The 25,613-nt window shown below is 44.3% G+C and carries 26 protein-coding genes and 1 tRNA gene; 11 read left to right on the top strand and 16 right to left on the bottom strand.

What is annotated here, in order from left to right; all coding sequences use genetic code 11:
• The first annotated feature begins 7 nt into the window (after nucleotides 1–7).
• Both COT72_02025 and glyS read left to right on the top strand, forming a co-directional pair.
• Nucleotides 8–976, top strand: a complete 969-nt coding sequence (locus COT72_02025; GenBank protein PIO00460.1) for an RNA-guided pseudouridylation complex pseudouridine synthase subunit Cbf5 — start codon at nucleotides 8–10, stop codon at nucleotides 974–976.
• 647 nt (nucleotides 977–1,623) lie between these two features.
• Nucleotides 1,624–3,306 carry a glycine--tRNA ligase gene (gene glyS, locus COT72_02020; protein ID PIO00459.1) on the top strand — a complete coding sequence of 561 codons (1,683 nt, stop codon included), beginning with the start codon at nucleotides 1,624–1,626 and terminating at the stop codon, nucleotides 3,304–3,306.
• Nucleotides 3,307–3,490: 184 nt separating this feature from the next.
• Here the strand turns inward: glyS and COT72_02015 are convergent, their stop codons facing one another.
• Complete coding sequence (locus tag COT72_02015) at nucleotides 3,491–3,814, bottom strand: hypothetical protein (GenBank protein PIO00458.1); 324 nt, start codon at nucleotides 3,812–3,814, stop codon at nucleotides 3,491–3,493.
• A gap of 102 nt (nucleotides 3,815–3,916) precedes the next feature.
• On the opposite strand from COT72_02015, the gene COT72_02010 reads away from it, so the two are divergent.
• Nucleotides 3,917–4,711 carry a hypothetical protein gene (locus COT72_02010; protein PIO00457.1) on the top strand — a complete coding sequence of 265 codons (795 nt, stop codon included), beginning with the start codon at nucleotides 3,917–3,919 and terminating at the stop codon, nucleotides 4,709–4,711.
• On the opposite strand, the gene COT72_02005 is transcribed toward COT72_02010, so the two are convergent.
• From COT72_02005 to COT72_01990, 4 genes are all read right to left on the bottom strand, one after another.
• Nucleotides 4,708–5,391, bottom strand: coding sequence for a hypothetical protein (locus COT72_02005; protein PIO00456.1), 684 nt, complete (start codon nucleotides 5,389–5,391; stop codon nucleotides 4,708–4,710). The genes COT72_02010 and COT72_02005 overlap by 4 nt on opposite strands.
• 73 nt (nucleotides 5,392–5,464) lie before the next feature.
• Nucleotides 5,465–6,343: a hypothetical protein gene (locus COT72_02000; GenBank protein ID PIO00455.1), complete on the bottom strand. Its 879-nt coding sequence runs from the start codon at nucleotides 6,341–6,343 to the stop codon at nucleotides 5,465–5,467.
• Entirely contained in the window at nucleotides 6,327–7,391 is a 1,065-nt protein-coding gene (locus COT72_01995; protein PIO00454.1) for a 4-demethylwyosine synthase TYW1, read from the bottom strand. Before COT72_01995 ends, COT72_02000 begins: the two co-directional genes overlap by 17 nt.
• A gap of 46 nt (nucleotides 7,392–7,437) precedes the next feature.
• Entirely contained in the window at nucleotides 7,438–8,511 is a 1,074-nt protein-coding gene (locus COT72_01990; GenBank protein PIO00453.1) for a hypothetical protein, read from the bottom strand.
• A gap of 106 nt (nucleotides 8,512–8,617) precedes the next feature.
• On the opposite strand from COT72_01990, the gene COT72_01985 reads away from it, so the two are divergent.
• Nucleotides 8,618–8,977: a hypothetical protein gene (locus COT72_01985; GenBank protein ID PIO00452.1), complete on the top strand. Its 360-nt coding sequence runs from the start codon at nucleotides 8,618–8,620 to the stop codon at nucleotides 8,975–8,977.
• A gap of 20 nt (nucleotides 8,978–8,997) precedes the next feature.
• On the opposite strand, the gene COT72_01980 is transcribed toward COT72_01985, so the two are convergent.
• From COT72_01980 to COT72_01965, 4 genes are all read right to left on the bottom strand, one after another.
• Nucleotides 8,998–9,498 carry a hypothetical protein gene (locus COT72_01980; GenBank protein ID PIO00451.1) on the bottom strand — a complete coding sequence of 167 codons (501 nt, stop codon included), beginning with the start codon at nucleotides 9,496–9,498 and terminating at the stop codon, nucleotides 8,998–9,000.
• A 35-nt stretch (nucleotides 9,499–9,533) separates the two neighbouring features.
• A tRNA-Ser gene (locus COT72_01975) sits at nucleotides 9,534–9,617 on the bottom strand.
• Nucleotides 9,618–9,666: 49 nt separating this feature from the next.
• Entirely contained in the window at nucleotides 9,667–10,569 is a 903-nt protein-coding gene (locus tag COT72_01970; protein PIO00450.1) for a cation transporter, read from the bottom strand.
• 26 nt (nucleotides 10,570–10,595) lie between these two features.
• On the bottom strand, nucleotides 10,596–10,952 hold the full coding sequence (locus COT72_01965; protein PIO00449.1) for a hypothetical protein: 357 nt from the start codon (nucleotides 10,950–10,952) through the stop codon (nucleotides 10,596–10,598).
• 41 nt (nucleotides 10,953–10,993) lie between these two features.
• Here COT72_01965 and COT72_01960 point away from each other — a divergent pair, with 41 nt between their 5' ends.
• Together COT72_01960 and COT72_01955 are read left to right on the top strand one after the other, a co-directional pair.
• Nucleotides 10,994–11,374 (top strand): hypothetical protein, encoded by a 381-nt coding sequence (locus COT72_01960; GenBank protein PIO00448.1) that lies wholly within the window; start codon nucleotides 10,994–10,996, stop codon nucleotides 11,372–11,374.
• A gap of 9 nt (nucleotides 11,375–11,383) precedes the next feature.
• Complete coding sequence (locus tag COT72_01955; protein PIO00447.1) at nucleotides 11,384–11,956, top strand: hypothetical protein; 573 nt, start codon at nucleotides 11,384–11,386, stop codon at nucleotides 11,954–11,956.
• Nucleotides 11,957–11,964: 8 nt separating this feature from the next.
• Here the strand turns inward: COT72_01955 and COT72_01950 are convergent, their stop codons facing one another.
• From COT72_01950 to COT72_01935, 4 genes are all read right to left on the bottom strand, one after another.
• Nucleotides 11,965–12,501, bottom strand: coding sequence for a hypothetical protein (locus tag COT72_01950; GenBank protein ID PIO00446.1), 537 nt, complete (start codon nucleotides 12,499–12,501; stop codon nucleotides 11,965–11,967).
• A gap of 232 nt (nucleotides 12,502–12,733) precedes the next feature.
• Nucleotides 12,734–13,534: a DNA primase gene (locus tag COT72_01945; protein PIO00445.1), complete on the bottom strand. Its 801-nt coding sequence runs from the start codon at nucleotides 13,532–13,534 to the stop codon at nucleotides 12,734–12,736.
• 48 nt (nucleotides 13,535–13,582) lie between these two features.
• Nucleotides 13,583–14,140: a hypothetical protein gene (locus COT72_01940; GenBank protein PIO00444.1), complete on the bottom strand. Its 558-nt coding sequence runs from the start codon at nucleotides 14,138–14,140 to the stop codon at nucleotides 13,583–13,585.
• A 44-nt stretch (nucleotides 14,141–14,184) separates the two neighbouring features.
• Nucleotides 14,185–14,808 (bottom strand): endonuclease III, encoded by a 624-nt coding sequence (locus COT72_01935; GenBank protein PIO00514.1) that lies wholly within the window; start codon nucleotides 14,806–14,808, stop codon nucleotides 14,185–14,187.
• A gap of 92 nt (nucleotides 14,809–14,900) precedes the next feature.
• Between COT72_01935 and COT72_01930 the strand changes: the two genes are divergently transcribed.
• On the top strand, nucleotides 14,901–15,683 hold the full coding sequence (locus tag COT72_01930; GenBank protein ID PIO00513.1) for a hypothetical protein: 783 nt from the start codon (nucleotides 14,901–14,903) through the stop codon (nucleotides 15,681–15,683).
• On the opposite strand, the gene COT72_01925 is transcribed toward COT72_01930, so the two are convergent.
• Genes COT72_01925 through COT72_01915 form a run of 3 tightly spaced genes read right to left on the bottom strand, consistent with a single transcriptional unit; the run spans nucleotide 15,680 to nucleotide 19,000 of the window.
• Nucleotides 15,680–16,360, bottom strand: a complete 681-nt coding sequence (locus COT72_01925) for an anaerobic ribonucleoside-triphosphate reductase activating protein (GenBank protein PIO00443.1) — start codon at nucleotides 16,358–16,360, stop codon at nucleotides 15,680–15,682. The genes COT72_01930 and COT72_01925 overlap by 4 nt on opposite strands.
• 5 nt (nucleotides 16,361–16,365) lie before the next feature.
• Entirely contained in the window at nucleotides 16,366–18,546 is a 2,181-nt protein-coding gene (locus tag COT72_01920) for a ribonucleoside triphosphate reductase (GenBank protein ID PIO00442.1), read from the bottom strand.
• The gene (locus tag COT72_01915) at nucleotides 18,527–19,000 is read right to left on the bottom strand and encodes a transcriptional regulator NrdR (protein ID PIO00441.1); all 474 of its coding nucleotides are present in this window, start codon (nucleotides 18,998–19,000) and stop codon (nucleotides 18,527–18,529) included. Before COT72_01915 ends, COT72_01920 begins: the two co-directional genes overlap by 20 nt.
• Nucleotides 19,001–19,173: 173 nt before the next feature.
• Between COT72_01915 and COT72_01910 the strand changes: the two genes are divergently transcribed.
• From COT72_01910 to COT72_01895, 4 genes are all read left to right on the top strand, one after another.
• Nucleotides 19,174–19,875, top strand: coding sequence for a hypothetical protein (locus COT72_01910; GenBank protein ID PIO00440.1), 702 nt, complete (start codon nucleotides 19,174–19,176; stop codon nucleotides 19,873–19,875).
• 69 nt (nucleotides 19,876–19,944) lie between these two features.
• Nucleotides 19,945–22,134, top strand: a complete 2,190-nt coding sequence (locus COT72_01905) for a hypothetical protein (protein PIO00439.1) — start codon at nucleotides 19,945–19,947, stop codon at nucleotides 22,132–22,134.
• Between the two features lie 89 nt (nucleotides 22,135–22,223).
• Entirely contained in the window at nucleotides 22,224–24,272 is a 2,049-nt protein-coding gene (locus tag COT72_01900) for a hypothetical protein (GenBank protein ID PIO00438.1), read from the top strand.
• The gene (locus COT72_01895; GenBank protein PIO00437.1) at nucleotides 24,272–25,606 is read left to right on the top strand and encodes a hypothetical protein; all 1,335 of its coding nucleotides are present in this window, start codon (nucleotides 24,272–24,274) and stop codon (nucleotides 25,604–25,606) included. Before COT72_01900 ends, COT72_01895 begins: the two co-directional genes overlap by 1 nt.
• Nucleotides 25,607–25,613: the final 7 nt, after the last annotated feature.

Genomic DNA, 25,613 nt, shown 5'->3' with positions numbered 1-25,613 from the left:
AGCAGATATGATACTAAAACAAAATGCTGTTGCAGGCACGTATGGGGTTGACCCTGCTACGCGCAGCGTTAAAGAGCGTTTTGTGTCAGGCATTATTATTCTTGATAAACCAAGAGGTCCTCGGTCACAGCAGGCAATGGATTTTTTAAAGCGCGTTTTGCACGTAAAAAAAGCAGGATATTCAGGTACTCTTGACCCAAACGTGACTGGCGTGTTGCCTGTTGGATTGAATAATGCAACGCGGGTCTTGCAATTTTTGCTTCTTGCGCCAAAAGAATATGTGTGCGTGATGCGTTTGCACGCTGATGTTCCAGAAGCGCGTGTGCGCGAAGTCATGAACGATTTTTTAGGCACCATAACACAGCGCGTGCCAAAGCGGTCAGCAGTCAAGCGTCAGGTGCGCGAGCGAAGCGTGCACACCGTTGACCTTATTGAAATCAAAGGCAGAGCCGTGCTTTTTAAGACAAACGTGCAGTCTGGAACGTACATTCGTATGCTGTGCCATGATATTGGAGAAAAACTGGGGTGCGGCGCGAACATGGCTGAGCTTCGAAGAACGCGTGTTGCTGACCTTACTGAAGAGTATGCAGTAACCCTTGACCAGTTGCGTTTTGCGTATGATGCGTGGCAAGCAGGCAATGATGAGTATCTTGCAAAGGTTATTCATCCTATTGAGGTTGCAACAACGCATCTTAAAAAAATGGTGATTATTGATTCAGCAGTTGCAAGCGTGGCACATGGTGCTGCTCTTAAGATTCCCGGTATTGCTTGGCTTGATGAGGGTATTGAGCGGGGTGAGGCGGTTGGCGTGTTCACCCTTAAAGGTGAGCTTGTAGGTGTTGGTGCGGCGCGTTTGTCAAGTGCTGCAATTGACATGAATAATGAAGGAGTTGCTGTTGATGTGCACACCGTTATGATTGACCGTTCATTATATCCTAAGGCGTGGAAAAAACAAAATGAAAAGGAGTCTGAATAATACTTTTAGTGGGGTGGTGCTGAGAGTGTTTGACCAAACAATTATCCCAAAAAAAATGGGCACGTGCACAAAAATGTCCCTCAACATTTTTTTGTGTCCATTACTTTTTTTTGATGTAAGGCCAAACACCCTCTCCCTACTTTTATCTTGATGTGTTTTGATTTTTTTAAGGGTTTGTGTAGTGTTTTGACACTGTTTTAACACACACGTTAATAAACAATAGTGCCGGACTCAATGACAGAAACGTTATTAACAAACATAGGCTTTGGAGTTACAAGAAAGTATGAAATCGTTTAAACATTCACGAATTTATGATGTTCCTGTTATTGGTAGCTTGTATGGCGTTCTAAGAAATTTTAAGTGGGAGTATTTTCGCTTTGATTTTGAACCAACACCGGAGAATTATATTGATTGGGATTTAGTCACGTCAGTTACGGGAAAATATGCTGAACTTGGCGGCATGAGCGGGTTGTTTAGTTTGATTGGTAACAGCTTGCTTCGAAACCGAATCTTTGGTGAGCCTTATGACACGCTGCTAAACGTTGTTCTTGGCACGGCAAGTATTGGCTTGTTTGGTCTTGGTTCGCTTATTAATTCGCGAAAGCGCAGAATTGACTGGGAGTACATTGCTAAGCGTAGCACAAAAAATGGGTATGGTGAGCAAATTGCTGACATCCAAAAGAACATTATGCACATGCAAAACGACATTGGCGAGCTTCGAAATTATGTGCTTCCAAAAAGCGAGCTTGAAGACGTGCTTGAGGATTAATGCGTTCTTGAGAAAAACCTTTTTATACATTCCTGTGTTGTCTATTTCGTTGATGACGCCTGATATTATTTCCTATGCGGTAAAAAACGGGTTTATTTGGGGTCCTGAGCCTGAGATTTATGGAGGTTCAGCAGGTTTTTACACGTTTGGTCCGTTGGGTAAGTTGTTAAAGAATAATGCAGAAAACGCGTTGCGCTCTGTTTTTATTAAAAACAATTTTTGGGAAGTTGAGTGTCCGAGCGTGATGCCAAAGCGCGTGTGGGAAGCAAGCGGTCACGTGGGGGGTTTTACTGACCCGCTTATCAAGGATGTTGACGGAAACGTGTATCGCGCTGATAAAATCATTCAGGATTGGGCTGAAAAAAACGGCAAAGACTATGACACGCTGGGCATTAATGAAAAAGACTTTGACCAGTTGCGCCGCGTTATTAGCAAGAACAAAATCAAAGCGCCAAACAGCAAAACCCTTGTGCCTGAAGTGACTGCCCACGATTTGATGATGAAAACCGTGCTTGGCTATGATACAGAAGCATATAATCGCCCGGAAACGGCAACAACCACATACCTGCCTTTTAATCGGTATTACGATTTTTTTAGAAAAAAAGTGCCGTTTGGCGTGTTCCAGATTGGTAAAGCATTTAGAAATGAGATTAGTCCGCGCCAGAACGTGCTTCGCGGTCGTGAGTTTACTCAAGCAGAAGCGCAACTCTTCATCACGCCTGAGTTCGAAAACAAGTTTGAATCCTTTACTGAGGTGAGCAAAAAAGAATTGCCGCTTTGGGATTGGAAAGCGCAAAAAAGCAAGAAGAGTGTTATCTTGCGAACCGTGGGCAATGCAATTGAGAAAAAAATCGTAAAAAAGCAGGCGTACGCGTGGTGTTTGTACGTTGCGTATTGTGCGCTTGAAGAAATGGGTTTTCCAAAAGAAAAAATCAGGTTTAGACAGCATTTTCCTGATGAGATGGCTCACTACGCTGATGACGCGTGGGATTTGGAAGTGAAGACGAACACGTTTGGTTGGGTTGAGGTGTGTGGCGTGCATGACCGTACTGATTATGATTTGAAGCGTCACGCAGAGTTTTCCGGCCAAAAAATGCTCACTGAAGATAAGCGTGTGCCTCACATTCTTGAAATCGCGTTTGGTCCTGACCGCTTAACGTTTTGCTTGATTGATTTATTTGTCAGAGAAGAAAAGGAGCGAACCGTGTTTAAGATTCCTCAAAAAATGGCGCCCATCAAAGCAGCGGTGTTTCCCTTAGTTAAGAAAGACGGTTTGCCTAATCTTGCAAAAAAAGTGTATGAAACCTTGCTTGATGAGGGGATTATTGCATCATTTGATATGACGGGTAGTATTGGTCGCATGTATCGGCGGATGGATGAGAAGGGCACGCCCTATTGCATAACAATTGATTTTGATTCGCTCAAGCAAAAGACCGTGACTGTGCGCGACCGTGACAGCATGAAACAGCGCAGAATAACGATTGACGAGCTTGCTCAATCAATAAAAGAGCTTGTTTTGGGTAAGAAGAAATTCAGTCACGTTGGCAGTGCAGTGACGTAATGGACATTGCAGAGAAGTGTTTATTCTGTAAATAGCGGAATCTATCTGTTTGAAAAAAGCATGGTTAGTCATGTTACTAACGTAGGGTTTAGGTGCGGTATAGACTCTCATTAACATTGGAATTTAACGACGTTGTTTAAGTTCGGAGCGAAACGGAGCGACAGTATGACGCAGAAGGCAATTTTTATTGTAGCTCAAATTTAATTATTTTTACTGGACTATTTTTTTCAACGTGGCGATTATAGTATTTAGAATACGTTTTATACCTTTCTTTATCTGATGAGAATTTTTCGTGTCCATCCCAATCTTCATCAGTTAGTTCTCCAAAAGTTGTTTCTTTTACTTCAATTAATTTTGCTTTTGCAAATTCTTCTTTTGTTTCCCAAACTAAAAAAGAAACAATATCTCCTACTGATAGATTGTCATCATCAAATAATCGCCAAGTTGTATTTTTTTCTCCCTGTAAAATTAATTTACTTAACGATTCACGAAATTTGAGCGTCTTCATAAGAGCATAAAATAACTGCTTATTTTTAAAAATTGCCTTTGAGTAATATTGAAACTAACATAATATTAATTAATATATAGCTAAACATATTAGAAGTGAGATATGATACCTGCTGATTTGTTAGAAACACGCGTTGAGATGTGGGGCGAGCGTATGCTTGAACAGCTTGAAAAATCTCTTTTGCATGACCAATCACTTGACTCGCCGGTGAGCGCTGCGTACCCTGCATTGCGCTCGTATGACTTTTTGCGCCAGTCAATTGACAACGCCTCTGACGTGATTGTCTCAGAGTTGAACATCACACAACAGGATGGTGCAGCATATTTTTCAGCCCGAAAAAAACATGAAAAACCGCTTATCGGGCGCTTCCGGTCGTTTAAAAAAGATGAGCTTGTTGAAAGCGCTATAGAGTACATTACAACCGTGGTTGGGGGTTTTGGTAGTGGCTCGCTTGCAATTGCGCGTGAAGTGCAACACACCGTGCTTGACCGTTTTAAACCATACTTGAGTGCTCCAGAATCTCCCGCGCTCGTACCATTCGTGTTCAGCACTAAAACCACGTTTGCTCAAACCATAAAAAACCCTTTGGAAGAAATTGATTTTTTTGATGTGCTGCCGTATAGGGGGTGCACGATTAAGCCAAGCACCATGCGCCCCTGTTGTGATGGTCCATATCTGTTTAGTGCGGTAAACGCGTCACGCGGAACGGTTATTGATTTTGGACAGAAAAGCATGGTAATTCCCTCTCTTATGCATCCCCAAAGCGTTGTTACGGCTTTTGCAACACTTCTTTATGTAGCATTTCCCTGTGAGGGTTCGTGTCCAAAAGATATTGGTCCAAAAGTAGCACAAGACGTGTGGAATGATATTATTGGCAAAAAACAGGTGCGCATTTAAGTTAGCACGACTTCGCCGTTATCATTGATGTCAAAAAAGATTTTTTCAGTGGGTTCTTTTGTTGCTTCAATTTTGTCAACAGTAAAGAAGCGTTGTTTTTCATCTTCCTGCATTTGAATTGTTACTTGCGTGAGTGATTCAAGGGTCATTAAGGTCTTTTCACCCGGCACGCCTTCATCAACTACATAGAATCCAAGTGTGTTTTCAATGCGCGCTTTTGCACAATAAATTTCAATAAATCGCAGCATTTTTTGCGCGTCATTCCACAAAAAGAATTCTGACAACGTGTCAAAGCAAATTACGACTTTTTGTTTTTTTGGCAGTTTTTCTTTTATCTTTAAAATCTCAATAGTTAAGCCATTGAGGTTTGCAAGACTGGCAAGAATGTGCTTGCCATCGTTTTTCATGCCTTTCCACGAGTGCGCGTCAATAATAATAAGTTTGCCTTTCTTGTAGTATGGTCTAAATTGAGGCACTTCATCAAGCAGCTGGTTCTTATCACGGTCAGTTGTGATAAATAGGCAATAATACCCTGCTTTGAGTTGGTTGAGGGCAAGGGTGTGAATCATAACCGATTTTGCCGTGCCGGGTTTTCCTGAGATAATAACATTAAATCCTTCAGGGATGCCGCCACTAATCTGGGCGTCAAGTTTTTCAAGTCCAGTAGGTATTCGTTTCATAATACGTGTACTCAGTATACATACAATGGGGTGATTTAAGACTTGCGAAGGTGTGTTTGTATATGGTGTGCGCTTAGGTTATATGCGCGTTGAACGCGTCAAGGTCCATGATAAGATACACGTCAAGTGCAACGCCTCTGTTGTGTTTATGAACAGAGAGAATAACATCATACTCATCTTTTTTTGTTTTGAAGCCTGCAAAAAAGGTGTTATCATACACGTCTGCGCGGTATGTGTGGCTTTTTCCTAATTCTTCTAAGCAGTGTTTCTCTTTGTTAAGCTCAAGCGCGCTGAGTATGCGCTGTTTTATTTCATCTTCAACAATCATGCCTTGTTCATAGCTTTGTATACTCTCATTATAGGTGAGGAAGAGGGGGTTTGAATAATTAAGAATAATACCATTCTGGCTTAATTCACGTATGTTTGAATCAATAATGTCCCAGTCGCCGTAGTCGTCAAATTTTCTGCACTCAGTTTTTTTGGGGTTCTGGTCGTTGAGCACGAGAAACTCAAGTTCACCAACGCGCACTGGTGGCGCGGTGTTGTTAAGCAGGGCGATGTCTATTCTCTTTTCAAGCACGCTAAGAAAGTCTTGTATGTGCGCGTACATTTTTTTGGCGTGAGACAGGGCATAATGAAACTTTCCTTGTGCAAGATTGGTGAGTGTTTCGTAGCGTATGGAAAACGCGTTGTGATACGCGCGTTGGGCGGGCACGTGCAGTCGTTCTTTTATGGCAAGACTCTTGTCAAAAACAAAGAGCATCGTGTAGATTTCTTCATCAAGGTTTTGTGATTCATAAAATGCGTGGAGCGCAGTACTCAATTCAGTTTGGTACGCTAAAACGTGCTTTTTGAGTTTGCCAAGCTCGTTTTTGTCTGGTTTTTTGTATTTTTTCGTGCGTTTTGCAATATCAAAAATGGTTTTCATAGGCGTGTTATGGCATGAACTCATCTGTGCCATCCTCATCCATGCTTTTTTTGTTTTTAACCCACGCGGGCGTGTTATCTTCATCAGGATAAATGCGGTTTGTGTATGTTGAGTCTTTTCGCTTAAGAAGCACGATACGGCTTGGCACGCTCTCATCACACACCTCATAATTAGGTAGGTGTGCAAGAACCCTGTGCGTAAATGCTTTGACTTCGTCGTGCGTGGGCATGTTGTCGTGTGACAAGCGTTTTGTTGCGTACCCTAAGTGCATGTATGCTTTGATTTCTAAAAAGTCAGTGTGTGTGCGCTCAAAAATCGCGCCATAGTCTTTAAACAAATCCTCCGCGTCGTTAATGCTTTTTATGAGTGTAAACCTGACCACGCGTCTGCAGGGAAGCTTTGGGTACAAATCAATGGTGTCATTGAGTTTTTTCCACGCAAGGGGCACAACCGCTTTGTTAACTTTTTTAAATAACTCTTCATTTGGCGCGTCAAGACTCAAGTAGAGTTGGGTTGGAAGTGAATTCTCATCTAGCATGCGCTGAATCATTTCTGTTTGCAATCCATTGGTAACAACAAAAATGCTACGCGCGCCATGCTCTTCTTTTAAGTGTTGTATCATTTCTGGCAAGTAGGGGTACATGGTTGGCTCGCCTGAAAGTGAGATGGCAAAATGGGTTGGGATAAGACCTTCTTCATAGCGTTCCATTGGCACTTTTGGATGGTTTTTAAATCCTGCAAGAAGGCGTTTGCGTTCTTTTAAGATGCCGGGAATAATTTGTTGAGGCGTGTCAACCTGATTTTTTTTGATGTCAGTGACTTTGTAAAACTCGTTTGAGCGCCAGCAAAAAACGCAGCGCTCAGTGCACCACGCTACGGTTGGCGTCATTTGCGCGCAGCGGTGCGTGTGAATACCATAAAATTTTTGCTTGTAGCACACGCTCTCCTGGCGCAGGCTTTTTTTGTTCCAAGAACAAATCTGTACGCCACTGTGCTCTCCTACAATCCCGTATTTCTTTTTTACCAGTTGTTCGCGAATTTTTGGGGCGAGCGCGAGTTTTTCATCAACCATTGTTGTTGTATCACTTTCGCCACGCTTTAAAAAGGTTTACTTTTCTTCATGTTGCTAAGCGTTGTGAAAGCCATTTCTTGAGCGGTTCAGGAACGTTTTTGTAAGAGAGTGCGAGCTCTTTTGTGCCTATATTGAGCGTGAGCGCATGGGTGAGAAAGGGATTGTTCCATACGGGTTGTTTTCCAAGCTCGTGTGCTTGTCTGTTTGCAAAAAGAAGTGCTTTTTCAACAAATTTATGCGCTAATGACTGGTGTTGGTAGAGGCGCGTTAGAAATGCTATAGCAAACGCCTCCGCGCTCACCGGGTTGTTACTTGCAAATACAAGCCCTGTGTGTGGTGTTTCTACATGTGATTTAATGAATGGTATGATATATTGGTCTGGACCTATACTTGTTTGCGCTTTGGTTGCAACAAAGAGGGTTGCGCGCAATTTTTCTTGCACTGCAAGCATGATTTCAGTCATGGCTTTGAAAAAATCGCGATGCGCAAAGCTTGTTTTCATGCCGGTATGTTTAGCATAGCGGGATATGCCAAAATAGAAGGGACCGTGCGAATGGAATTCAAGCCTGCTGTCTTCACGTAATAACCCCACAAGGCTTTTGAATCCAAGCGTGACGCCTGCTTGCGCGTGCGTGCTGAGGCGCGGAAGGTTGATAATGTGATCTGTTTTTTGTACCCATTTTGTGATATATAATCCATCATCCCATGAAAACAGTTTTTTGTGTGTGAACTTGAAAAAGCCCTCTTGCCACCCCTCTTCTTCAAATGCGACGAATTTCAAGTCGTCTCGCAATTTCATGCCTGAGTGTTGATACGCCTGTCTTGTTGAACCGGTAAGTCCTTGAGGTGAGTGAATAACATGACCAATACCTGACTGGTCTCCAACAACAACACGCGCTCCTTTTTCTTCAAGAATGCGAGATACTTCATCAACTGCAAGCGGGTGTGTAGTTGCAGGGTATTCTCCCGGGCTGTTGAGTGCTGGCTTGAGAAGTACAAGCTCTCCTTTTTTGAGCCATTCGCACGCGTTGGTTGTTTTAAGGAAGGTGTTTCGAATCGCGCTACGAATCACGCGCTCGGTTGCATTAATTGGCACGCCTTCAATAAAAACAGTTCCCATATTGTTTAGTGTTAGTGCATGATTTTGTTTAAAGATTGTGTTTTTTAAAAAAAAGAAATACACGGTTGTGGCAATATTTTTATCCTCAGCGCGTATCTAATAACCCATGCGAAACCTGCTTTTCGTATTACCCCTTCTTTTTGTGATAGGCTGTACGAGCCTAACAACTCCTGCGGGGGTTAGTGAAGAGCAAAATGCGTCATCTGAGGGGTTGGGCAGTCTTGCAATGGATATTGTTAATTACGCGTACACGCAAAATCCTCTTGTTGTGCGCGCGGGTGATACTGTGACGTGGACCAATCAGGATTCAGTAGCGCACACTGTTACGTCAATAACTGGCGTATTTGATAGCGGTCTTTTTGGCAAGGGTCAATCTTTTAGTTTCACTTTTAGTGAAGCTGGCGAGTTTGAGTATTATTGCACCCTCCACCCCTACATGAAAGGCACGATTATTGTTGTGGCGTGAGCCGTGTGTTTTTGGTGTTTCTAAAACAGGTCTTGTGGCGTGAGCAGGTGCGTGAGCGGTGCGCTTAGTTGCGCTTCACCTCGCTTTACTACAACGCAGCAGCCAACAACTTTGGCGCCGGTATGTTCAAGTGCTTGGATTGTGTCTCTTAAACTTCCGCCCGTGGTGCACACGTCATCAACAATGGCTATGCAGTCGTTGCTGTGAGGAACGTAGCCGTCAATCACTGCTTTGGTGCCATGGTCTTTTACCGCGTCTCGCACGAGTGTGAGCGCAACATTGTACTGTGCTGAGAGAGCGCTTGCAAGCGGGATTCCACCATATCCTGATGCGGCAATGCACGTGACGCTTTTGTCAATGAGCTTCCACATCTCTTTTGCAATTGCATTTAAGAGTCTTGGATTGCCGTATGCTTTTTTAACGTCCACGTAGAATGTTGCGGTCTTACCGTTTCTGAGTGTCACCGCACTGGTTCGCACAATGTCCTGTTCTTTTAAAAGCGCAATCAAATCGTTTTTCATACTAAACACGAGAACTGTCTTGATATAAAAAGGAGCGCAGGGAAAGGGATTCGAACCCCTGCTCCCCGAGGGGAACGGGCTCTCAAGGCCCGCGCATTAGACCACTCTGCCATCCCTGCACAAGTAGTTAAGATACACTGCGTCGTGTTTTAAAAGGTTATTCCTTATTTAGAAACGCTTCTTTGCATGTGTCAAATGCACTAATGGCGCGCCACTTTTGCGTGTGCTCTCAAATTGCAACGTGGTATACCCAATATGGTACTTGGCAAGTTTTTGTTTGAGCGCGTCATTTAATTCCTCGCTTTTTTGAATACTATCAAAACTCACCACCACATGCGCGCTCAGCACATTAATGCGCGAACAGAGCGTCCACACGTGCACGTGATGCACGTCAGTCACGCCTTTTTGCTTCTTCATGGTCGCAATAAGCGCGTCAACATCAACATCCACGGGCGTGCCTTGCAAGAGTACGTGCATGCTGCGATTAATCAAACGCACCGCTTGAATAAGAATGAACACGCCAATTACAGCGCCAAGAAGACCATCAACCCAGTACGCGCCGGTCAACCAGATGAGTGCTGCGCCAAGAATTACACCAACGCTGGTAATTGTGTCAGAAAGCACGTGCAAGTACGCGCTTTGCACGTTAAGGTCGTCTTCATGAAAATTAAATTTTTTGAGCACAAACACGTTTGCCACAAGACCAATAAGTGCAATACCAAGCACGTGCAAGCTCAAAACGGGTTCAGGATTCACAATACGTTGAATTGCTTCAACAAAAATGTATGCGCTTGCTCCAGTAAGAAAAGAGCCATTAATAAGCGCAACAATCACTTCAACACGATGAAATCCAAACGTGATAGTTTTGCTTGGAATCCTGCACGACACGGTGATTGCAGAAATCACAAGCACAAGCGAGAATGCGTCTAAAAAAACGTGAAGCGCGTCGCTTGCAAGGCTTAGGCTGTTGGTGAGAAATCCGCCCACGAGTTCAAGCGTAAACACGCTAAACGTGATGATAAGCGCCCAGTACACGCCGCTCACGCCGGGCTCATCATGTGAATGTGGCATAGCGTAGTAAAAGAACGTTTTGATTATTAATGGTTGCGTTTCGTGACGTACGGTAGTTCTTCTTCAATCATGTCTTCAAGCATGAGTTCTCTAAATTCCTTAAATGCTTCATAATCATGAGAATAATCAGTTTCAATACTGCAAACCTCTCTCACGCCCGGAGGAATCAGCACGTACGTATCAAGTGTCGGATTACCTTGCCGGTCTGTGCTTATAACTGCGTCATCCATGCAAAACCGCGTGTTCCATTGCTTGAACCGCTTGCTATCAACTCTTGTGTACTTGTACATGAGCAGAACGTCAACAAAGGCCGGCTCAAGTCGTGCGATTTCATGATACGCTCTTTGAAGCGTTCTTCCCGTAACAACATCATTATCAAACATGACAACACGCTTATTGCTACCTCTTTGTTCGCGCGTATGTTATGGTTTTTGGTTCTCACAAAGGAGTTGGGAGGTTTAGCGTAAATGCTTTAAAGCAATACGTCCACGAGAAAAAGAGTATGTTTTGCGAGAAATGTGGTACCCTTGGTGTGCCTACCGCGAAAGGATTGGTCTGTCCTACCTGTGGGGGGCGTGTAAAAAGCAGGTACCATGCTCAACACCCTAAAAAAGTTGAGCCACGACCTCTTAGCGGTCGCGTGCCAAAACAGGAAGGCTCAATTGAGCATGAATGCAAACGGTGCGGGCACTCACACAGCTCGTTTGATGTCGTGCCCCCAACGTATGGAGATGAGTATAGCACGTTCTTTTTTAAGTGCCCAAAGTGTGGATATGTTGAGCGCGACGAAATCGTGCCTATGTGAGTGAACGTAATGGTTGATGTTCTTGGAGTCAGTGCAAAAGAGTATTGGACAAGCGAACGCTCAAAAGAATACGAATCAAAACGCAACGTGCAAAAAACCCAAGAACGCATGACCCGAGAACTGCTTGCACTTCAACCTGTTTTAGGTTTTGTGCTTGATGCGGGATGCGGCTCAGGCTTTTCAACGCGCGTGCTCAAACAACACGCGCGCACTATTGGCATTGACATAAGCGAACACATGTGCGTGCTTGCACGAGAAAAGGGTTTAGACGTGGTGTGCGCAGACTTCTCGCGCATTCCTTTCAAAACAGGCTCGTTTGATTTTGTTGTGTCTATAAGTGCGCTCCAATGGGCGACCGGCAGAACGCGCGACGAGCTTCTTATCGCGTATGCAAACGTGCTTTTTGAGTTTAATCGCGTGCTTAAATCAAAGGGACGTGTGCTTTTGCAATTCTATCCAGGTACGCAAGCGGAGTTTGATGTGTTTCTTGGTCTTGCAAAGCGCTGGTTTAAACCAGCAGTGCATGAGGTGGGTAGTGGGAAAAACGCTAAGCGCTATGTTGTGTTAAAAAAGAAGAAATAAACATGGTTTTAGGTTGCTGCTTGTGCCACACAAGTCGTGTCTGTTGCTGTCCCGCTTGGAAGTGTTATGTGCAGGCCATATGTTTCTGAAACAGTCAAATAAAGACCGTCTGTAGCTTCTTCAATTGTCCACGTAACACTAATAGAGTCTCCGACGGCAAGAAGGTCTGATTCAGTGAAGTCAACGACTTCGCTGTTCTCCTTGTAGGCAAGGTCAGTTCCATCCTCATCTCTGAGCGTAAGCGAAACTGTTCCGCCGCGAATTGGTTGGGTTCCAACGTTGTGAATGTTTACCGTAATGTCTGTTGAGAATGGTTCTATAGTTGTGCTTTCACATCGTTTGAAGCGGATGTCCACGCGGTTTTGCGCGCTCTGTGAGATTTGTGTTGTTGACTCCTCCACGCCGGATTGCGTTGACCTTTGAACGTTACTCAACCAGAAGTTGACTGAGCCTGCAACAGCAACCGTTATCATAAGAAGGAGTACGATGGCAATAATTGGTGTGATTCCCTTCCTATTCATCATACTAAGACAAATAATGCCCATAGACCTATTTAAACATTGTTTTTAGACGCAAAATTCATAAACTATCTAGTGCTAATCACTAGTTGGAGGGAATCATTATGGCAAATAATAATGTGTGCATTAATTGCGGTGCCGAACTTGACGAAAAAACAGGCAAGGCAAAAGCTGCAAAAAAACAAAAATACTACGGCAAAGAAAAAAAGAAAGCAACAAAAAAACCAGCTAAGAAAAAATAAGTACTTTCATTTTTTCTTTATTTTTTTTGAGATAGGTAGTGGGGTTTTGCATCAGTTTCTAAATTAAACGTTTTGAGTTGTGCGACCGTAAGCGGTGTTACTACTCTGCTTACAAGTGCGTTGAGTGAATACGGCAGGCGGATAAGACGGGACACGCCTTCACTTACCCATTCATCATGTTCAATACCGGCACGCAAAATCTCTGCGCTTAGTTCTTTTCGCTGCGCGCGTGTCATGGTGTATGCCTGTTTGTCAAACACGTGCACGTGAAAACCTCTTCCTGAAAACACGATTTTAACGTGTTTGAATCCTTTTTGTTTGAGAAGCTCGTAGAGCCTGAGCGTGTTTTGCTTGGTTGTTTCAAAACAGCTCATGCAAAAGGTGAACGTTTGATTGCGTTTCATGCGCTCTTCAAGCGACCCGCATGTGGGGCACGCAATATTTTCCGGGTCAACATCAAAACATAATTCCTGGCCAAGAAAATTCTTCCAGTTCCAAAACTCGTTAAGGTCGTGTTCTGCGCAGTTTTTAAGGTTGCCATACACGTTCCGGTCGTAGTACGCGCTTTCAGGAAGGTAGTGGAGTAAATCCTTTTTGAGTGATTGTTTTGTTGTGTCAAGCAAAACAAGCACGTAATCTTTGTCTTTTGCAAATTCCTTTTTGTACACGCGCGTGAGCATGCCGATTTTTATGGCAAATAACACGCTTTTTTTTGCAAGCCAAGAACGCACCTGTTTTGCGTTGAATTCATGTGTGTAGAATAGTTCGCGCTCGCGCAACGTTGCGGGTCGCATGCCGTTTGGAAATGAATAGCGCATTATTCATTAGAAGAGAGCAGAAAGATAAAAAAGATTGTGTGAAGCCGCTTAGGCTTCAAGGAGTTGCTCAAGGTCTGATGCTTTGTTTTTGCCACGTTTTGCATTAATTGCGTCTTTTGTAGCGTAGAGCGTTCCGGTTGCAAGTCCGCCAAGAGTTGTTGCTTCTGCATCAAGCGGGTCTACCACTCCTGCAAGCGGCGTGCTTGAAAGAACCGGCGTGTTTGCGCAGTAGCCTTGCATGACTTCCCAGCCAACACCGGTTGCAAGCGCCCCAAGAATACCTGCTGTTTTTGAAAGGTAGCCGGGAGCTCCTATCTCATCGCTTATGGTGTCAATGACTTTGTATGCTGCAACGCCCATTGCGCCGTGTGTGACTTTGTCATTCATGGAGTACGCGAACGGCATGGTCACGAGTGAGGCAAGAAAGAGCGGGTCTTTTATCAGTCGTTTTACTGTTTTTTTGGTTACTTGCTTGATTTTGTTCCACACCTGTTGGTAGTGGGGAAGAAGCAGTTCATGCATCTGCTCATAATCAAAATCGGTTTGGTTGTAATCAATAGTTGCCATAGTAGTTTTTTTTCCCTCGATTTGATGCTGAAATCCCACTTTCCATATTTAAATCTTTGCTTTTTAGTTTCTTTAAATAGTGTTCATAGTTTTGCATTTTTTTGCTTGTTTTTTTTCCAATACGCGCATTTCGCGTTAAAAACGCATGTTGGGCATTTTGGGTTTCGGGCAAGGCACGTTTGTCTGCCAAACAGGACCATTAAGTGGTTGATTTCAATCCAGTATTTTTCTGGAATCATTTTCACCAGCAGTGCTTCAGTTTCTTCAGGAGTGGCGCTCTCAACAATGCCAAGACGGTTGCTGATGCGGTGCACATGCACGTCAACAGGAATTGCAGCGCGCTCAAACCCGTAGACAAGCACGCAGTTCGCGGTTTTTCGCCCAACACCAGGCAGGGTGAGTAATTGTTCAATAGAATCAGGCGTCTTGCCATTAAAGCGTGTGAGAATGTCTTTGCTGATAGCGTGGATTCGTTGCGCTTTCACGCGATAAAACCCGCTTGGTTTTATCAATTCTTCAACGTCATGTGTTGGCGCGCGGGCAAGCTTTTCTGGCGTGTCAAGGCGCGCAAAGAGGCGCGCGCTTGCTACTTGCGTGTTTTCATCACGCGTGCGCTGAGAGAGCACGGTTGAAATCAGGACTTTAAAGGGGTCAGTGTAGCGCACTACTGGCGCGCGCCAGTTAACCATTTTGTGCAAGCCGTGCATGAGCTCATCAGGAGTGAGGGTCACCTATATTTTTATGCGGGGTTTGGCTAAAAACCTTTATATCAACGTAGCTGGTTTTATGTATGGGGATGGTGCATTTCAAGCGGGGCAGGGACGCACGCAAAGCTTTTTTAGAGCGTGATATTTCAAAAAGCATTGCTGTGCATCAAATTCCTGAAGAAAAACACACGGCAGTTGGTTCATACATTAAGAGCGCGGTATACGGGGGTCTTGATGGTATTGTTACCACGTTTGCTGTTGTTGCCGGTGTTGCAGGAGCTTCGCTTGATGCGAGTATTGTGTTGATTCTTGGCTTTGCAAACCTGATTGCTGATGGCATTTCCATGGCAGTAGGCGATTATTTGAGCACGAAATCAGAGCGCGAATACCAGCAGAGCGAGCGTACACGTGAAGAATGGGAGATGCGCCATTATCCTGAAGGTGAGCGAAACGAAATGATTGACTTATACCAGCAAAAAGGGTATGAGAAGAAAGATGCGATTACTATTGTTGATACGCTTCTCAAAAAGCCACGCGCGTTTGTTGACACTATGATGGTCGATGAACTGGGCATTCTTGAAGAAAAAGAATCACCCGTGTACAACGCGCTTGTTACATTTGGCTCGTTTGCAGCATTTGGGTTTATTCCGCTCTTCTCGTATGTAATTGCCTTGCTCTTCTCCTTGAACGCAGATATGTTTCCAATTGCTATTGTGTTTACCGCAGTCACCTTGTTTGTGCTTGGCGCGCTGCGCTATTTTGTAACGGGAACAAACTGGATTCGCGCAGGTCTTGAAATGCTTGTTGTGGGGGGGCTTGCCGCATTCGTGGCATATGGCATTGGAGCAGTGATTGGTGCACTCGTAGGTGTTTAGGCGCGAACAATAATAGGAATATCTGACGCGCACGTTTTTTGTATGTCATAGAGCGCGGCTGCGTCAAACGGCGTTGTGTGTTTGAACTGGGGGTCGAGGGTTTTTGTTGGACGAAATTGCTGAATGCAGTATTGTTGTGCTCCTTTAATTTCCTTAAGAATGCGTGGCACGTCTTGTTTTGAAACAACGCCGGGAACAAACGTGGTGCGAAACTCGTGACTAATTCCGCTCTTGATGATGAAACGAATGCTTGCACGCAACGCGTTTGCATTGGTTTTCACGCCAGTTGCGCGCGTGTACGCGTCAAGAGGTGCTTTAATGTCCATAGCAACGTAATCAACCAATTCACCATCAACCAATTCTTTGAGAAACGCGGGGTTTGTGCCGTTTGTGTCAAGTTTGACACTAAGACCGAGCGCTTTTACACCTTCAAGAAATGGTTTGAGCGCTTTGTGCAGGGTAGGCTCGCCTCCAGTCACGCACACGCTGTCAATAATTTTTTTGCGCCGTGCAATATCAGCAAGCACATCACGCTCGCTGAGTGGTTGTGATGCCGGTTCCACGAGTTCGGGGTTGTGGCAATACGGACAGCGAAAATTGCAGCCGCCTGTGAACACAACAAAGCTCACATGCTGTGGGTAATCAATGAGTGACGTTTTCTGCACACCTGCAATCATTGCTTCTAATCTTCTCCGCGTTTTGCAAACCCGCTTTGATGGGACACGTGCTCGTTATACGTTCTTCTGTCCTTAAACTCTTCCCGCTTGCCATGATTCCAGTTCTGAACCGGCCTAAAATAGCCAACCACGCGGCTAAACACTTCACAGGGCAGGGTCTGCACTGTTGTGCCCTCATTATTCGCGCTCTCAACACCAAACGACGCGTACTGGAGTGGTGTGTGTGTTTGCGGGCAACTCTGATGCTCTCCAGTAAGATACCCATGCACTGGACAAATGCTAAATGTAGGTGTCATGGTAAAATAGGGTAGTTTATAGTTGTGGGCAATACGTTTTACCAGCATTTTGCAGGATTCACGGTCAATTAAGCGTTCACCCATAAAGCCGTGAAGAACCGTCCCCCCTGTGTACTTAGTTTGCAACGCGTCTTGGAGTTCAAGTGCTTCAAAAATGTCATCTGTTGAACCAACCGGCAAGTGGGTTGAATTTGTGTAGTACGGTTCAGCGCCTTCTGCTGCATTTGACTCGTTTGCAACAATAATGTCGGGGTAGAGTTTTTTGTCAATGCGTGCTAGTCTATACGCGGTCCCCTCTGCCGGTGTTGCTTCAAGGTTGTAAATGTTTTCTGTTTCTTCTTGAAAATCCTGAAGGTGTGCGCGCATGAAATCCATAACTTCAAGAGCAAACGCGCGACCCTGCGGGTCAACAAGGGTTTTATTCATGAAATTAACCAACGCTTCATTCATGCCTACAATGCCAATGGTTGAAAAGTGGTTTTTGAGCGTGCCAAGATAGCGCTTGCTGTAAGGCATAAGTCCGTTGTCCATATTCTTTTGCACGAGTTTGCGCTTGATTTCAAGACTTTTCTTTGCAACTTGCATGAGGTATTCTAAACGTTTGAAAAATTCCTCTTTTGTTTTTGAAAGAAACCCAACGCGCGGAAGGTTGATAGTGACAACGCCAAGACTTCCTGTCATTTCTGCAGCGCCAAACAATCCGCCTCCGCGTTTTCGCAGTTCGCGAAGATCCATTTGCAGTCGACAGCACATGCTGCGAACGTCTGAAGGGTTCAAATCACTGTTGATGAAATTCTGAAAATAAGGAATGCCATATTTAGCAGTCATCTCAAACAACATATTCGCGTTTTCGCTCTCCCAGTTAAATTCTTTGGTGATGTTATAGGTGGGAATGGGAAAGGTAAACACCCTGCCGCTTGCATCGCCTTCCATCATAACTTCCATGAATGCGCGGTTAATCACATCCATTTCTTTTTGGCATTCGCCATACGTGAAACTCATTGCCTCCCCGCCAAGAAGCGCGGGCGTTTCTTTCATGTCGTCTGGAACAATCCAGTCAAAGGTGAGGTTTGAAAAGGGGGTCTGTCCGCCCCAGCGGCTGGGCACATTCATGTTAAAAATAAATCCCTGAATTGCCTGCTTAACTTTTTCATACGGCAAGTTGTCTTGTTTTATAAAGGGCGCAAGATACGTGTCAAAACTTGAGAATGCTTGTGCTCCCGCCCACTCATTTTGCAGGGTGCCAATAAAATTAATCATTTGCCACAACGCGCTGTCCAAATGTTTTGCGGGTTTGCTGTCTGTTTTTCCAAGAACTCCATTAAATCCTTCAGTAAGGAGTTGGCGCAGGCTCCAGCCCGCACAATACCCGCTAATACCCATACTTAAGTCGTGGATGTGCAGGTCTCCTCTGCGGTGCGCTTCGCCCACCTCGCGCGGGTACACTTTTGAGAGCGTGTAATTTGCCATAATAGCACCGGTGGTGTGCATCATAAGGCCTGAAAGCGAGTAGGTCATGTTGCCGTTTTCTTTTACGCGCCAGTCAACCTGGTCAAGATAGCCGTCCATGAGCTCGTGTACATTGACAAACAAGTGTTTCATGTCGCGAATTTGGCTGTGCTGCTCGCGATAGAGAATATATGCTTTTGCTGTTTTTGCATGACCATTTTCTATAAGGATTTTTTCTACAAGGTCCTGTATTTCTTCAACACTTGCAATTGTGTCTTCAAATTGTTCGAGAACTGCGCGCTCAACGTGGTTTGCAATCATGCTTGCAAGTTGCCGGTCTTTTCCCCCCACTGCTTGTGCCGCATTAAATATGGCATTAGTTATTTTTTCTTTATCAAAATCAACGATTCTTCCATCCCGTTTACGTACCTGTGTAACCATTTGTGTTCATCTCTTTAAGCTTTTTAAGTTCGTTTTCGAATTGAGTGATGTCAGTAAAGGAACGATACACCGAAGCAAACCGGATATAGGCAATGCGGTCAATGGTGCGAAGCTTTTCTACGACCAGTTCTCCAATCTCGCTACTGGTTATTTCATTATTGCCACGCTGACGCAGTTCGCTTTCAAGCTCGTCAACTGCGTGCTCAACCTGTTCATGAGACACGGGTCGTTTCTCGCATGATTTGAGAATGCCGTCCACAATTTTTTGTCTATGAAATCGTTCGCGAGAGCCATCTTTTTTGACAACCCGAAGTTTTATGTCTTCAACGCGTTCGTAGGTGGTAAAACGCTTTCCGCACTGCAAACATTCTCTTCGCCGGCGATTCACGTGATTTGCACTCTCACGGATATCAGTAACTTTCAAATCATCTGATGTGCAGTATGGACAACGCATTGGTGTATTCCCCCCATAAACTACAACACGTTGTGTTCTACCATTTGGGAGACCACAACATATTTGCTACATCATAGCGCATTGTTTCTTATAAATATTCTGTAGTCATGTGAAAGTGACTTTCACACACAGGGCGTAATCCATATTAATGCGTGCCCGCTCTCATCTGTATAATGCATAGTAAAGAAACGTTTGAAGTAAATTTCTTTTTTTACTTATTTATTAGTGTGCTTGTTTTGTCGGTGTTTGTAGTTGCAGTCATGCCGGTTCTTGCTATCAATCAACTTATGTGGACTACTTTTCCTGCACTCTCGCTTACCCATCTCTTGTTTCGCGCGCTTGGTTTTGCTCTGTCAATAAACATATTTTTCTTTACTATTCCCCTTATGATAGCAATTGGCCAGCGTGTGCTGCGCGTGTTTGGGTTTAGTATTCGTCCAGGCACGTTTAGTATCCGAAGCAGGCGGGGCATGTCCTGGTTATTATATAACTCCTTTTTGGAATCATCACTGCGCCTTCCTTACATTCTCAACATTCCCCAGGTCAATAAATGGCTGCTTAAACTGCTTGGCGCAAAAGTGGGCAAAAAAACCACGATTAGCGGAAAATTTCTTGACCCGTCGCTCTTTGAGATAGGCAATAACACGCTTACCTCAAACGTGGTTGTCTCAGCCCACTTGCAGCAGGAGGGAAAAGTAACCGTTGCGCCGGTTAAAATTGGCAGCAATTGCCTGATTGGGTATGGCACACTTATTCTTCCTGGTGCAGTGATTGATGACGATGTGGTTATTGGTGCAAATTCACTTGTTCCTATGAACAAACATGTCACAAAAGGAGTGTGGACCGGGGCTCCGGTAAAAAGAATTCGCAATTAAGTTCTTCATAACTGTCTTTACGGGTTGGAAATATTTATATTTGGTTTTTTAAAAGAATGCTTAAACCATATGGGGATACTTATGAAAAACTCGGAAGTCGTTATGTTAGACTCAAATAAAACCTATGAACTTAATCCAGACACGTTTGAAGGAAGTGAAATGTCACTTTCCGATTTTAGCACACGACTTACACAAACACCCTCGCTTGGTTTTCGCGCATACCAACGCTTGTACGCTGCGCTGCGCATGTTTGGACGCGGTGAAGAGCAGAAGCCGTGGAACATTCCCCGATGGAATTTCCTTGATTATCCAATAAATGAAGGCGCACGTTATACTTATGGTGCAATTTATGGTCAAGAGCGCGCTGCAGATAATTTCATAAAATATTTGAATGCAGCAATTCTTGACCCTGCTCTTCAGGCAAAAACTGCGCTCTTTTATGGTCCAACTGCAACGGGTAAGACTAATATTGTGAAAATAATGTCAGACACGCTTGACTTGTTTGGCACGAAACCTCAAGGTGAAATGTACACCGTTCAGTTTGACGTTTCTGATTACAAAAAACACTTTGGCGGACTCACCAGTGTTCGATGCCCTGCGCATGAAACCCCGCTTAATTTCATGCAATCAGCAGAATTGCATGACCTGCTTGCTGATGTGAATGAGAGTTTACCAAAATGGCAGCACATCCAGTCGGGTTCAGCAGCGCATCGCTGTCCAAGCTGTTCGTTTGTGACAAAAACCCTTCGTGATAACGGGGTTAGCAACATGTCAGACCTGATGAGCGTGGTGAAATTAAGTCCCTTCCATGACGTGCGCCCCTACGAGGTTCGACCAAAAAACATGAAATCCTTTAACTCAGAAGAATTGTTTGGAGGAAACTCTGACTTATCCCGCGCAGCGCTTTTTGGCGGTTTTGGCCACCCCCTTACCTTTCATTTTGGTCGTATGGGCGGCATGATAAACAGCTGGTCATCACAACGACATTTGACTACCTTCTCAGAAATGTACAAGAATCCTGAGGAAACAAAATTCTTAGACTCGCTTCTTGATGTCATCCAGGATCGTATTGTGATGCCAAACAACTTTCCCGTGCAGCTTGATACTGTTATGGTTGGTACCACTAACCTTGGCGAGTATGAGAAAGCACGAAATGATAAATCACTTGCTGAATACTTGCAACGCCGTATCAGACCCTTTGAGATGAGTTCTATTCTCGTGATAGACGACCTTACGCGCGCGGTAAAAAATCGCGTGTATGGTACCTCAAATGGCGTGCACATTCCACCACGGTTTGTAGAAAAATTCCTCTCACCGCTTGGCGTGCTCTCCGCCCTTGATGAACCTGCATCTGATTTGAAAGTGTCATTGCTCCAAAAAGCAAAAGTGTACAATGGAGAAATGCCTCACGGCATTGAAAAAGAATTGCAGGCACTTCATGAGGAATTGTTGCGAGAAGCGCACAATAAACCCTTTGGCAAGAAAACAGAGGGAATCTATTATGGCGTTCCGTTCTCGTTCTTCCAAGACCTTAAGGATGTGTTTGAATCAAAAGTTCGCGCACTTCCTGCATCAACACGCGATAACTTCTTTGACAAAGACCATGAGGATGGGTGTATTTCGCTCTTGCCTATTGAGAAAACACTTGAAGACCTTGTTGCACGGTATGATGGCATTAATGACGCAACTCGCCTGCGCATTACTGAAGAAGCGCTTGGCGAAGCAATGAATGAGTACAAGAAATCAGTTGTGCGCGATGTTCGCAGAGCAATTATTGGTGATGCAACACTCACCGACCTGAGCGTAAAATATATTACGCAATCCTATGCTGAAGTTAATGGCAGAAACAAATACCTTGATGCGCGCGGTCTAGAACAGCACATTGACTCTGAGTTTCTCTCGCGTATTGAAAAAGCATCAGGCGTTTCAAATCCAAAACAGTTTAGACAGTTTGTTGCAGACAACCTTCGATACCGCCAAAAAGATATGAAAAATAAGAGTTTCCAAAAAAACGGAAACATTTATGCGGTTCTTGCCAAAACGCTTCTTGAAGAAGATTCGTCATTTCGCAGGGCAATGGAAGAGTACGCGCAGTCGTATATTCTTCCTGCTAAAGTAAGTGATATTACCGTGCTCTTTAGCGAATCAAACAATGAGTTGATTACAACTATGAAATCAAGCGGGTATTGTAAAGCTTGCGTAAGCGTTGCTATTGGTTACGCATCAGAAGCACGCAGAGGCGTTAACCACGTCCACTAAGTGGGCATAACACCCTCTTTTGGGTTTTTGAGCTCTTCTTTGAAAAGCGCACAACCCCGTGTTTGCAAGAAGAGTGTGAGGCGGCTAATATGGATGGTAATGGACGGATAAGTGAAGCATTTGAATCGCTACTGGATAAGGAGCGCTTTCAGGCATTTATCAATTCATATGCGCCACTCACGTTAAAAGAGTATATGTCAACCGTGGTAAAAGGAAAAAAGGTGGGGATGGGTTTTGGTGATATTACTGAATCAAGCCCTGAGCGTTTGTATCGTATCCTTTCTGATGGCAAAATAAGCCACCCTAATGGCATGCAGGAATACCTTTTTTTTAGAACAGGAGACCATCCCGTAACCGGCTTATCTGACGTGTTAAACACACTTACTGACCGGTTGTATCAGGCATCATTGCTCTATAAGCAGGGAAAAGTGCCGCTTATTCTTCTTGTGGGTCCAACTGGCAGTGGTAAAACCCATATTGGTCAGCGTCTTGAAGAAGGGCTTGTTGAGGAATTAGAACGAAACCCGCGCTACACATTTGGCTTTAAAAAACATGGCGAAACGGCAAACGGAGCGTATAACTGTCCGCTCTCTGAAGAACCGCTTCACTTACTGACCTCAAAACGGTCGTTATTGCCTTCGTTTATCACAACATCCCACAATCATGCAGGCGAGCTTTGTTCTTCATGCACCGTAGAATACAGCAAGCGCCTTATTGATGAAGCATCTGGTTTTCGCGAGTTTGCTGAAAAATTCTCAGATGACGGGTTTACCCGTTATAGGGATGAGGACACGCAGGCATCACAAGAACTGGAAGGTGGCGCGTCAAAAATTCTTGACATGATTGGCGAATTTGTGAAAGTTATCCGGCTCAAGCCAAATGTTGCTTCAATTGAGCTTACGGATAAGAATTTTTACAAAAAATTTCCGCGTGCAATTGAAAGTGCGAGCAGAGGCATTCTCAACATTGCTATTGATGACAGAGACCTTGACCATGTCCCTGATATCAGCTACCAATTATTGCTTAATCTTGCAGATAAACGCGTTACTGATGAGACGGGCAAGAGTTCACAGCCTGACCTTACTGCATTCTTGTATGGAAATGAGAATGTTGCAAAAGAAATAGAAAATCGCGCTCCTTTTGAAGACCGCATTCTTCCCGTGTACGTTCGAAGAAACCTTTCCTATTCTGAAGAACAAAAAATCTATGAACGCGCAAACATACCCTTCAAGCACTTTTCACCAGGCATTATGAAATTGGTTTCAATGTTTAGTGTGGCAACCCGGGTCAAACATGACGGTGACTCTATTGCCGAGCTCTTTGATGATGATGACCCATCCCTGTTTGAAATTATTGATGTGTACGACCGCTTTGAAACGTACAAGCAACTGAGCAAAAAAGAATTTGAATTTGTGCACAACCGTTTGCGTGTTGGAAAAAATGTGCCGCCTAGTGATGGCTGGACAGAGGGTTTTTCTGCCCGCCGCGTTGTTGCTGATTTGTTTGAATTAAAGGCGCGCTCAAAACATGAATGCTTCACTCTTGACTCACTTCTTGATTTTGTAAAAGCCAAGGCAGATACTGATGATGACTACATTGGCGAGTTTTACCCGCACGCAACTGAGTTTGTCATGCGAGAAATTGGTGACGTTGTTGAATCAGATGTGAGTCTTGCCTATCGTTCAGTGGTGTTTGATAGTGAAGGCGGTCTTGAGCGTTTAGAAACGTTTTTCTCAACGTATCTTGACCTTATTAAGAAAAAGGCACTTGAACGAATAAGCGAAGTTGATGTTGCTGGTCGTGGAAGAGTGCCTATTGATGAGCATATCAGTGAGCTCGTAGCGCGGCTTAATGTTATTGATGGGGAATCACTCAAAAAAGAAGTTGACGACTGGTATTATGACAAAGAAAGCAAGCCGCTGTTTTCACAAATTGTTGAAGAAAATCCGTGGCTTATTGAGGGTGGAGAAACCCTTGATGACTATATTGATTGGGAACAATTTGCCGGTGAGGGGGGTTTGAATTCTCAAGACAAAGAACGCCTGCAAAAACTGCTTGACAAACTCGAACATAAAGGGTATTGTGATGAGTGTGGCATTTCAACCCTTAGATACTACGCGCGAGAGGTGATACGCTGATGAGTTATAAGAGCCGTAAAAAGTATAAAAATCGCGTAAAAAACGCAAAAAAAGGTGCGTGGGGCAAAAAACAATACCAGCAAATTCCTCGCGTGCGAAAAGGACAAGTCCAGCCGGTTCGCATCCCGGTAGTAAGTCTTCCTGGCATCCGCTATGGTCCAAGAAGAGAAGGGATTGGCAGCACGCCTGGTGTTGGTACAGGACCAGGAAAACCTGGCGACCCGCTTCATCCAAGACAACCCGGTCGGGATGGCGAAGCAGGAAATGAGCCAGTAGATTCAATTTATGAAGACACGCAAAAACAAGAGCTTATCGAATACATGCGTGACGAACTTGAGCTTGACTTTGTTAAGCCAGGAAAAGAAAAAACGCTCAAATCACTTAATTTTCCTGCAATTGTCAAAAACGGTGAGGACTCGCTCTTTTCTCTTGAACACACGGTTGAAGAATCATTTTCACGCCAAATCTTTGAAAACGCGCTTGAGAAAACAAACGTGCTTTCTGCAATCAGCACACTTGAAGGATTGGTAGAAACCATTTCCACGCTTCCCCACGGTATTGAAGACCTGCCCCACGAGTACGTGCTTTCAAAAATAAGGCGCGGACAAGAGGAGATTTGTTTGCTCAAGCCTGACATGGCTCTGGTAAAAGGCGCGTTTAATGGTGCAGCGCGCAAACTGCGTTTTGACTTACAGCTTGAAGACTTTAGATACTTGCTTCCTAAAGATTCTTACAAGCATGAGCAAAATGCAATTGCGATTTTTATTCGTGACGTTTCCGGCTCAATTAGCGATGAAGAAATGCGCCTGTCATACGAGCTTACTGAACTTACTGAATTATGGTTAAGCGAAGCGTATGAACATGTTGATTCAGTGTTTATTGCGCATAACGCGCAGGCGTGGGAAGAAACACGTGAAGGCTATTATCGTCTTAAAAGTGATGGTGGTACCATGTTTGTTCCTGCATACGAGATTATGCGCGCTATGTTTGATGGCAATACATATCCTAAAAAGACTGCTGACAAGCGAACTATCAATACTGAAACAACAGACGTGTACGTGGTGCACATGACTGACGGGCAAGTATGGGGTGATGATGACCCGGTTGGGTATTTGGTAAGTGACATCTTCAAGGATATTACGCGTTTTTGCTATTATGAGATGGACTTTACTAGTAGTGATTCAAGCAGGTTTAGTAAAGAGCTTGAATCCATTCTTGATATCACCATAGCTAACGTCTCGTATCGTGAGCTTATTCGCATGCATCGCTCAACGAGTTTAGAAGAGGGAGTGTGGCCTGCAATGAAAACCTTTTTTGGAAAAAAGAAAGCGTAAATGGAGC

The sequence above is a fragment of the archaeon CG10_big_fil_rev_8_21_14_0_10_43_11 genome (assembly GCA_002763265.1).
Taxonomy (GTDB): domain Archaea; phylum Nanobdellota; class Nanobdellia; order PEZQ01; family PEZQ01; genus PEZQ01.
This window is presented reverse-complemented; position numbering and strand designations above follow the sequence as displayed.